Annotated in this window: 5 protein-coding genes and 2 pseudogenes; 3 read left to right on the forward strand and 4 right to left on the reverse strand. The window is 64.2% G+C overall.

Annotated features, from left to right (window positions below; genetic code table 11):
• A partial coding sequence (locus AHiyo1_RS05525; RefSeq protein WP_148667481.1) for a S8 family peptidase occupies nucleotides 1-2,040 on the forward strand: 2,040 nt, incomplete at its 5' end.
• Between the two features lie 60 nt (nucleotides 2,041-2,100).
• Here AHiyo1_RS05525 and AHiyo1_RS05530 read toward each other — a convergent pair.
• A pseudogene (locus tag AHiyo1_RS05530) lies at nucleotides 2,101-3,415 on the reverse strand (bifunctional o-acetylhomoserine/o-acetylserine sulfhydrylase).
• Nucleotides 3,416-3,661: 246 nt separating this feature from the next.
• Here AHiyo1_RS05530 and AHiyo1_RS05535 point away from each other — a divergent pair.
• Nucleotides 3,662-4,300: a VOC family protein gene (locus AHiyo1_RS05535; protein WP_028266517.1), complete on the forward strand. Its 639-nt coding sequence runs from the start codon at nucleotides 3,662-3,664 to the stop codon at nucleotides 4,298-4,300.
• Nucleotides 4,301-4,400: 100 nt separating this feature from the next.
• On the opposite strand, the pseudogene AHiyo1_RS05540 reads toward AHiyo1_RS05535, so the two are convergent.
• A pseudogene (locus tag AHiyo1_RS05540) lies at nucleotides 4,401-5,161 on the reverse strand (CPBP family intramembrane glutamic endopeptidase).
• 100 nt (nucleotides 5,162-5,261) lie between these two features.
• On the opposite strand from AHiyo1_RS05540, the gene AHiyo1_RS05545 reads away from it, so the two are divergent.
• A complete protein-coding gene (locus AHiyo1_RS05545) occupies nucleotides 5,262-5,942 on the forward strand; it encodes a histidine phosphatase family protein (RefSeq protein WP_059387874.1) in 681 nt (226 codons plus the stop codon).
• Between the two features lie 16 nt (nucleotides 5,943-5,958).
• Here the strand turns inward: AHiyo1_RS05545 and AHiyo1_RS05550 are convergent, their stop codons facing one another.
• A complete protein-coding gene (locus tag AHiyo1_RS05550; RefSeq protein WP_059387875.1) occupies nucleotides 5,959-6,750 on the reverse strand; it encodes a DeoR/GlpR family DNA-binding transcription regulator in 792 nt (263 codons plus the stop codon).
• 23 nt (nucleotides 6,751-6,773) lie between these two features.
• Complete coding sequence (locus tag AHiyo1_RS05555) at nucleotides 6,774-7,613, reverse strand: class II fructose-bisphosphate aldolase (RefSeq protein WP_059387876.1); 840 nt, start codon at nucleotides 7,611-7,613, stop codon at nucleotides 6,774-6,776.
• Nucleotides 7,614-7,748 lie beyond the last annotated feature (135 nt).

Below are 7,748 nucleotides of genomic sequence, written 5' to 3' on the forward strand. Positions count from 1 at the left end.
CACCCAGCGGCCGCCACCTGGAACCTCGACCGGACCGATCAGCGCACCCTCCCTTTGTCCGGGAGCTACACCCCGCCTTCGAGCGGCGCCGGGGTTCAGGTCTACATTGTGGACAACGGGGTGCTTGGCACCCATGTGGACTTCGGCGGTCGGGTGACCGCGGGGTGGAGTGCCTTCTCGGGGCAGCCCGCCAATGCCCCCTGCACCGATCCGGCAATGCCCGACGCCGGCCACGGGACGCACGTAGCAGGCATCACGGCCGGCAGCACCTACGGCATGGCCAAGTCGGCAACCATCGTGCCGGTGCGGGTCCTTGGTTGCGACGGTACGGGATACTCCTCCGACGTCATAGCCGGCCTCGATTGGATGGTCCAGCAGCACCAGCCCGGCCAACCCGCCGTCGCCAACCTCAGCCTCTCCGGACCTGCGAACCAGAGCCTGGACGACGCTGTCCAGGGCGCGATCAATAACGGCATTACCGTCACCTTGGCGGCCGGCAATTCCAGCACGGACGCGTGCACGCTGTCCCCCAGCCGAGTGCCTGCCGCGATCACGGTGGCCGCGAGCGACAGCTTCGACCGGCAGGCATCCTTCTCCAACTATGGTTCCTGCGTCGACCTGTACGCACCAGGAGTCCAGATCACCTCGGATTGGCAGACGTCAAATACCGCAACGGCTGTCCTGAACGGAACCTCGATGGCCTCTCCGCATGCGGCAGGAGCGGCCGCGATGCTCCTCGCCATGCATCCCTCGTGGAGCCCCGCGCAGGTCTCGGCAACGTTGACCGTCGGCGCAACAGCCGGAATAGTCCAGTCGACCGGAAACTGCATGCCTAACCGGCTGCTGTACGTCAGCCCGTCGCTCTTTTCGCCGTCGCAAGACCCGTTGGGCGGATTTGCGGCTACAACCCCCTGCAGGCAGCTTGACACGCGGGACGGGACCGGTGGCGTCAACGGGCCGGTCGCCCCCGGACAGACGATCAGCGTCAAGGTTGCGGGACGCGGCGGCCTCCCGGCGACCGGAGTTTCCGCTGTCGCAATGAACATCACGGTGGCCAACCCGACGTCGAACGGCTTCATCACCGCGTACGCCGGCGGAACAAATCGTCCGGCGACCTCGAACCTGAATTTTGCCCCAGGGCAGATCGTCCCGAATTTCGCGATCACGCCGGTGGGGTCGGATGGCACGATTTCCTTCACGAACAGCTCCAACGGCACGGTCCAGCTCATCGCCGACATCACCGGTTACTCCCTCACGCCTGGCGCGTCGCCCGCTCCCGGGACGTTCTCCGCCCAGGCCCCGTTCCGGCAGTTGGATACCCGTGACGGCACCGGTGGCGTCGGCGGACCCGTTGCCCCCGGACAGACCATCAACGTCAAAGTCACAGGCCGCGGCGGTATTCCCTCTTCCGGTGTTTCCGCCGTCGCGATGAACATCACGGTGGCCAATCCCTCGTCGTTCGGCTTCATCACCGCCTACGCTGGAGGGACTCCGCGACCGAACGCCTCGAACGTGAACTACGCCGCGGGACAGATCGTTCCGAATTTCGCCATTACGCCGGTCGCTCCCGACGGGACGATTTCATTCACGAACACCTCCGGCGGAACCGTCCAGATCATCGCCGATACCTCGGGCTATTACCTTGCGGGCACACCGTCAACCGCCGGGGCGTTTTCCGCGCAGGCCCCGTTCCGCCAATTGGATACCCGTAACGGCACCGGCGGGATCAACGGACCTGTTGCCCCCGGACAGACCATCAACGTCAAGGTCGCGGGACAGGGTGGCATTCCAGCGTCCGGTGTTTCCGCTGTCGCGATGAACATCACCGTGGCCAACCCGACGTCGTTCGGGTTCATCACCGCCTACGCCGGAGGAAGCCCGCAGCCGAGCACCTCGAACGTGAACTACGCGACGGGACAGATCATCCCGAACTTCGCCATTACGCCCGTCGCTCCGGATGGCACGATCTCCTTCACCAACAACTCCAACGGCACAGTGCAGCTCATAGCCGACACTTCCGGGTACTACATCGCGGGCTAACCGCGAGATGGGGCGCCCATCGGAGTGGGCGACCCATCACGGAACGAACCGGCGACTGGCCTAGCTGCCCTTGGCCGCCCGGAATCCTGACTCGAGGTCCGCGAGGATGTCGTCGATGTGCTCGATCCCGACGGACAGCCGCACCAGTCCCGGGCTCACGCCGGCCACGGCCTGCTGTTCTGGGGTCAGCTGGCTGTGCGTCGTGGACGCGGGGTGGATGACCAGGGAACGGACATCGCCGATGTTTGCCACATGGGAATGCAGCTCCAAGGCGTCCACGAAGCGCTTGCCGGCGTCGATCCCGCCCCGGATGGTGAAGGACACCACGGCGCCGGTTCCCCGGGCCCGTACTTCCGTCCTCGTTCGAACCACGGGCTGGAAGGCAGCCCCGCATACGCGACCGATTCGACGTCGTCGCGCCCTTCCAGCCATTGCGCCACTTTGGTGGCGTTGTCCACGTGGCGTTCCACCCGCAGGCTGAGGGTTTCGATTCCTTGGGAGATCAGGAAAGCGTTGAACGGTGAAACTGCCGAGCCGAGGTCGCGCAAAAGCTGGACCGGGCCTTGAGGATGTAGGAGAGGTTCGCGCCGAGGGCACCGTCCTTGCCGAGGTCGCGGGCATAGACCAGGCCGTTATAGCTCGGGTCCGGGGTGTTGAAGTTGGGGAACCGCTCAGGGTCCTTGCCGAAATCGAAGTTGCCGGAGTCCACGATGACACCGGCAATGGCGGATCCGTGCCCGCCCAGGTATTTGGTGGCCGAATGCACCACGATGTCAGCGCCCCACTCGATGGGCCGGATCAGGTAGGGCGTGGCGAGGGTGTTGTCCACGACGAGCGGGACTCCAGCCTCGTGCGCGGCGCGGGAGACGCCTTCGATGTCCAAAACGTCCTGGCGGGGGTTGGAGACGACTTCGGCGAAGAACAGCTTGGTGTTTGGCTGCACGGCCTCGCGCCAGTGGTCGAGGTTGTCCGGGTCCTCGACGAAGGTGACCGAGATTCCGAATTTCTTCAGCGTATGCGCCAGCAGATTGTAGGTGCCGCCGTAGAGGCTCGGGCTGGCCACCACGTGGTCACCGGCCTCGGCGACGTTGAGGATGGCGAACGTTTCCGCGGCCTGGCCGGAGCTCAGCAGGAGCGCGGCCAAGCCGCCTTCCAGGCTCGCTATGCGCTGTTCCACCGCATCCTGCGTGGGATTGCCGATCCGGGTGTAGATGGGCGCCAGCTCGGCGAGCGCAAAGCGGTTGGCAGCGCTTTCCGCGCTGGGAAACACGAACGAGGTGGTCTGGTAGATGGGGAGTGCCCGGGCTCCGGTGGCGGAGTCCGGCTCCTGACCGGCGTGGATCTGGCGCGTTTCGAATGACCATCCTTGGGACATGCGGACTCCTGGTTGTCTGGGCTCTTGCCGTGCTTCAGCTTGCCGGGCCGAAGTATTCAGCCTGCCGGTGTTCGGTTGCCGCCAGTCTAGGGATGGTGTTGCGGGCTCCGGAAGCTTTGTGACGAACACAGTAGTTTTCGGTCCCGGCGCGTCCTGAAGTGACTCTGAGCTGCCTTTTCGATACATCCCACCTTGGTTAGGCTTGACTTAGCTGAGAGCTCCATCACAAAGTGCCAAGATGAAGCCATGCGCATGGATCACGTCTCTTACGCTTGTGAACGAGATGGCCTTTTGGCCACCACCGAGCGGATTTCCGCAGCATTGGGAGTGGACGCAGTCCGGGGCGGAGTGCACCCGCGCTTCGGTACCCGGAACATGATCATTCCCCTTGCTGACCACAAATACCTGGAAGTTGTCGAGGTCCTTGACCACCCGGCATCCGACAAGGCACCTTTTGGACAAGCCGTCCGTGCACGCTCCGCCGCGGGAGGTGGTTGGATGGGCTGGTGCGTCGCTGTGGACGACCTGAGCCCGTTCGAACAGCGGCTTGGACGCGCCGCCGTTCCTGGCAACCGCAAGTTCCCGGACGGCCGCGAACTCGTCTGGTCGCAAATCGGCATCCTGGGGCTCATCGCCGATCCCCAGGTTCCCTACTTGCTGCGGTGGGAGGGCGACCCTGCACTTCACCCGTCCCTCGTCTACCCAAGCGACGTCAAGATGTCCAGCCTCACCATCGCCGGCTCCGCGGAGCGTGTCACCGAGTGGCTAGGGGAACCCGTGGAGAAGCCTCTCGAGGACGTTGCAGTCCAATGGATGGCTCCGCACGGAACGCCGGGAATCATGTCGGTAACGTTCGAAACCGCCAACGGAGCCGTCACCATCTGACGGACCATCGGGCCAGGAGTGCCCGGGAAAAACTTCGGCCGCCATATGCGGGTGCCAATGACGTCATCCCGCAGTGGCGGCCGAAACCTTTTAACGCGCTTCAGCCCAGCCCGATTGCCTTGCCGAAGACGCTGAAGCCGACGAACGCCACGATGTCCAGGAGAGCATGGGCCACCACCAGCGGCATGACCCTCTTGGTCTTGGTGTAGATCCAGCCGAACACGAGGCCCATGACGGCATTGCCGATGAAGGGCCCGAAGCCTTGGTACAGGTGGTAGCTGCCGCGAAGGAGCGCGCTGAGCACAATCGCCAGCGTGGTGCTCCACCCGAACTTCCCGAACCGGTCCAGGAGGTAGCCCACCACGATGACTTCTTCGACGACGGCGTGCCGCACCGCGGAGAGGACCAGAACGGGCACTGTCCACCAGTAGGAGTCCAGGCCGCTGGGGATGATCGCCGTCGTAATTCCGAGGGCGCGGCCGCGTAGAGGCCCAGCGACGGGATCCCGATCAGCGCGGCGAGGCCCAGTCCTTGCAACGCGTCACGGCCCGGGCGGGCGAAGTTGAAGCCCAGCCGGGTGAAGCCCGAGGGACTCTCCGCGGTTTGGCGGTGCAAGGACAGGAAGTAGAACACCAACACCACCGGGACCAGGGCAAACGCGATGTCCAGCAGCTGGTAGGTGAGATCGAAATACTCGCGCGTGCTCTGCGAGCGGTTGAGCGTGGACGTCGCATGGGCCAAAGGCCCTTGGGTCATCTTGTCCAACAACTGCACCACGGAGTACACGGCCGATTGGCCCAGGGACAGGCCAAGGACGATCAGTACTTCGGCGCGCAACCGGCGCGTTGAGGCTAGGAGCATGCTCCTATCTTGCCTTCATTTGCCTGAGGTTTCCCGTGAGCCGGGTCCACCAGTGTCCGCCTGCGCGGGCCGGGCCACTCCTGAGCCTATGCTTGGTGGGATGAGCGCGCCAGCACGAATCTTCATGATCCGGCACGGCCAGTCCGCCGCCAACGCCGACACTTCCATCTACAACCGTGTGCCCGATTACCGCATCCCGTTGACGGAGCTTGGCGTAGAGCAGGCACGGGCTGCGGGTGAGGCGCTGCGCAGGAAGCTCGACGGCGAACCCGTATGCGTTTACGTCTCTCCGTACCTTCGGGCCTACCAGACCCTTGAGGCACTGAATCTGGGCAGCCTCACGGAAAGAGTCATCGAGGAGCCCCGGCTGCGTGAACAGGACTGGGCCAACTTCCAGATCGCCGGAGACATCGGGGACCAGAAGGAGCTCCGCAACCTCTACGGGCATTTCTTCTACCGGTTCCGCGAGGGCGAATCAGGCTCCGATGTGTATGACCGGATTTCGTCCTTCATGGAAACCCTGTACCGGCATTGGGAGAAACCCGACTACGCGCCCAACACCCTGCTGGTGACCCATGGCCTCACCATGCGGCTCTTCTGCATGCGGTGGTTCCACTGGTCTGTGGAGTACTTCGAATCTCTCAACAACCCGGGCAACGCGGAGCTACGGACACTGATCCGCAACGACCAGGACAAGTACGATCTGGACACGCCGTTCAGCCAGTGGGTGCAGCGCAGCACCGATGAAACCGTGCTGAATGCTCCCCCGATGGTCTTCTGACGGTCACTTATCGAAGCTAGTCGTCCTTGGCCACGATCACTTCGGTGCCGCTTGCTTCAAACGCAGCCTTGTCTTCTGCCGTGATGCCCGAATCGGTGATGAGCCGCCGGAAGTCGTACCCGGCCATTGCCGCGAAGGCACGCTTGCCGATCTTCGTGGAGTCGGCCAGGACATAGGAGTCGGTGGCACGCCGGGCCATGACGGTATTCACCATGGCTTCTCCCTCGTCGGTGATGGTGGGCCCGATCTTGGGATCGACGCCGTTGACCCCGATGAAGGCGATGTCCAAGGCAACCTTCTGCATGATGACATCGGTGTAGGGCCCCACAAGTTCGTAGGAACGCGGGTTCAGGATGCCGCCGGTGACCATGATCTTGATGTTGGGGCGCACGGCAAGCTGGGCTGCGATGTTGATGGCGTTGGTGACCACCGTCAGCATGGGCCGGTTGGAGGGCGCGTTCAGGTCTTCGCGGGTGGAAAGCACCTGGGCCAAAGCCGTGTTGGTGGTGCCGCCGCTGAGTCCGATCACGGCCCCGGGCATGATGAGCTCCGAAGCGGCCAAGGCAATCTGCTGCTTGGCCTCGGCGTGGTCATCCCTGTTGTAGCGCCCCGGAAGTTCGTACGCCACGGATCCCGTGGTCGCACCCCCGCGGGTTCGGCTCAGGAGCCGCTGCTTGGCGAGGCTGTCCAGGTCACGGCGGGCCGTCGCCGGCGAGACGGCCAAGCGGGTCACGATATCCTCGACCTCAACATGCCCTGACTCGGCGAGGAGATCAAGGATGGCTGTCAGTCGATCGTTGCGGGTCATCACGAACCTTCCGGAAATTGGGACTAGTTCACTTTCGCGAACAGCGTCAGCAGACGTGCGGTTTCCAACACCAGGGCGTCACGTCCGGCCTTGATGTACTTGCGGGAGTCCACCACGGAAGGGTTGGCATCCAGGTACTCACGGACGGCGCGGGTGAAGAACCCGTTCAAGTGTGTGGATACGTTGATCTTAGTCATACCGGCCCGGATTGCCGCCACCAGCGTTTCATCTGCTACGCCGGAGGACCCGTGCAGGACGAGCGGCAGCCGGACGGCTTCCTTGAGCCGGGTGATCAGGGCCAGGTCCAGGGCTGCGCTGCGTTCGGTCATGGCGTGCGAGGAACCAACGGCGACGGCGAGGGCGTCGACGCCGGTGGCTTCCACGAAGGAACGGGCTTCGGCCGGATCGGTGCGGACCCCCGGGGCATGGGCACCGTCCTTGCCTCCCACCTTCCCGAGCTCGGCCTCGACGTAGACCCCGTGGTCCTGGGCGTAGGTGGCGACCCGACGCGTGACTTCGACGTTCGCGTCGTACGGCAAGTGCGCGCCGTCGTACATGACGGACCCGAAGCCAAGGTCGACAGCCTGCAGGGCAAGTTCTTCGGATTCGGCGTGGTCCAGGTGCAGGGCCACGGGCACTGAAGAGTCCCGGGCAATGGACATGGCACCCCGGGCGATCGGTACGAGTCCGCCGTGGAAACGGACACAGTTCTCCGAGATCTGCAGGATCAACGGAACACCAGCCGACTCCGCCCCGGCAACCAGGCCTTCCGCGGTTTCGAGGTGGATGACATTGAAGGCGCCCTGTCCGATTCCGTTGGCCGTGGCGGTGTCCATGAGTTCCCGTGTACTGACGAGCGTCACAGGGTCTCCTTCCAGCTGAGAATGAGTTGGTCTTCGAGGTCCGCGTAGAGCGGCGAGATCTCGCCGGCGGCCGGCATGAGCACCGCGGCGGCGGACCAGGCTGTTGCCCGGCGGAGGATCGTGGGGATGTCGGTG

Source organism: Arthrobacter sp. Hiyo1 (assembly GCF_001263615.2).
GTDB lineage: Bacteria > Actinomycetota > Actinomycetes > Actinomycetales > Micrococcaceae > Arthrobacter.

Bases quoted from the DNA above. Each gene is read 5' to 3' on its own strand.
- AHiyo1_RS05535 (WP_028266517.1), top strand. From the start codon at position 3,662: ATGCGCATGGATCACGTCTCTTACGCTTGTGAACGAGATGGCCTTTTG.
- AHiyo1_RS05545 (WP_059387874.1), top strand. From the start codon at position 5,262: ATGAGCGCGCCAGCACGAATCTTCATGATCCGGCACGGCCAGTCCGCC.
- AHiyo1_RS05550 (WP_059387875.1), bottom strand. From the start codon at position 6,750: ATGACCCGCAACGATCGACTGACAGCCATCCTTGATCTCCTCGCCGAG.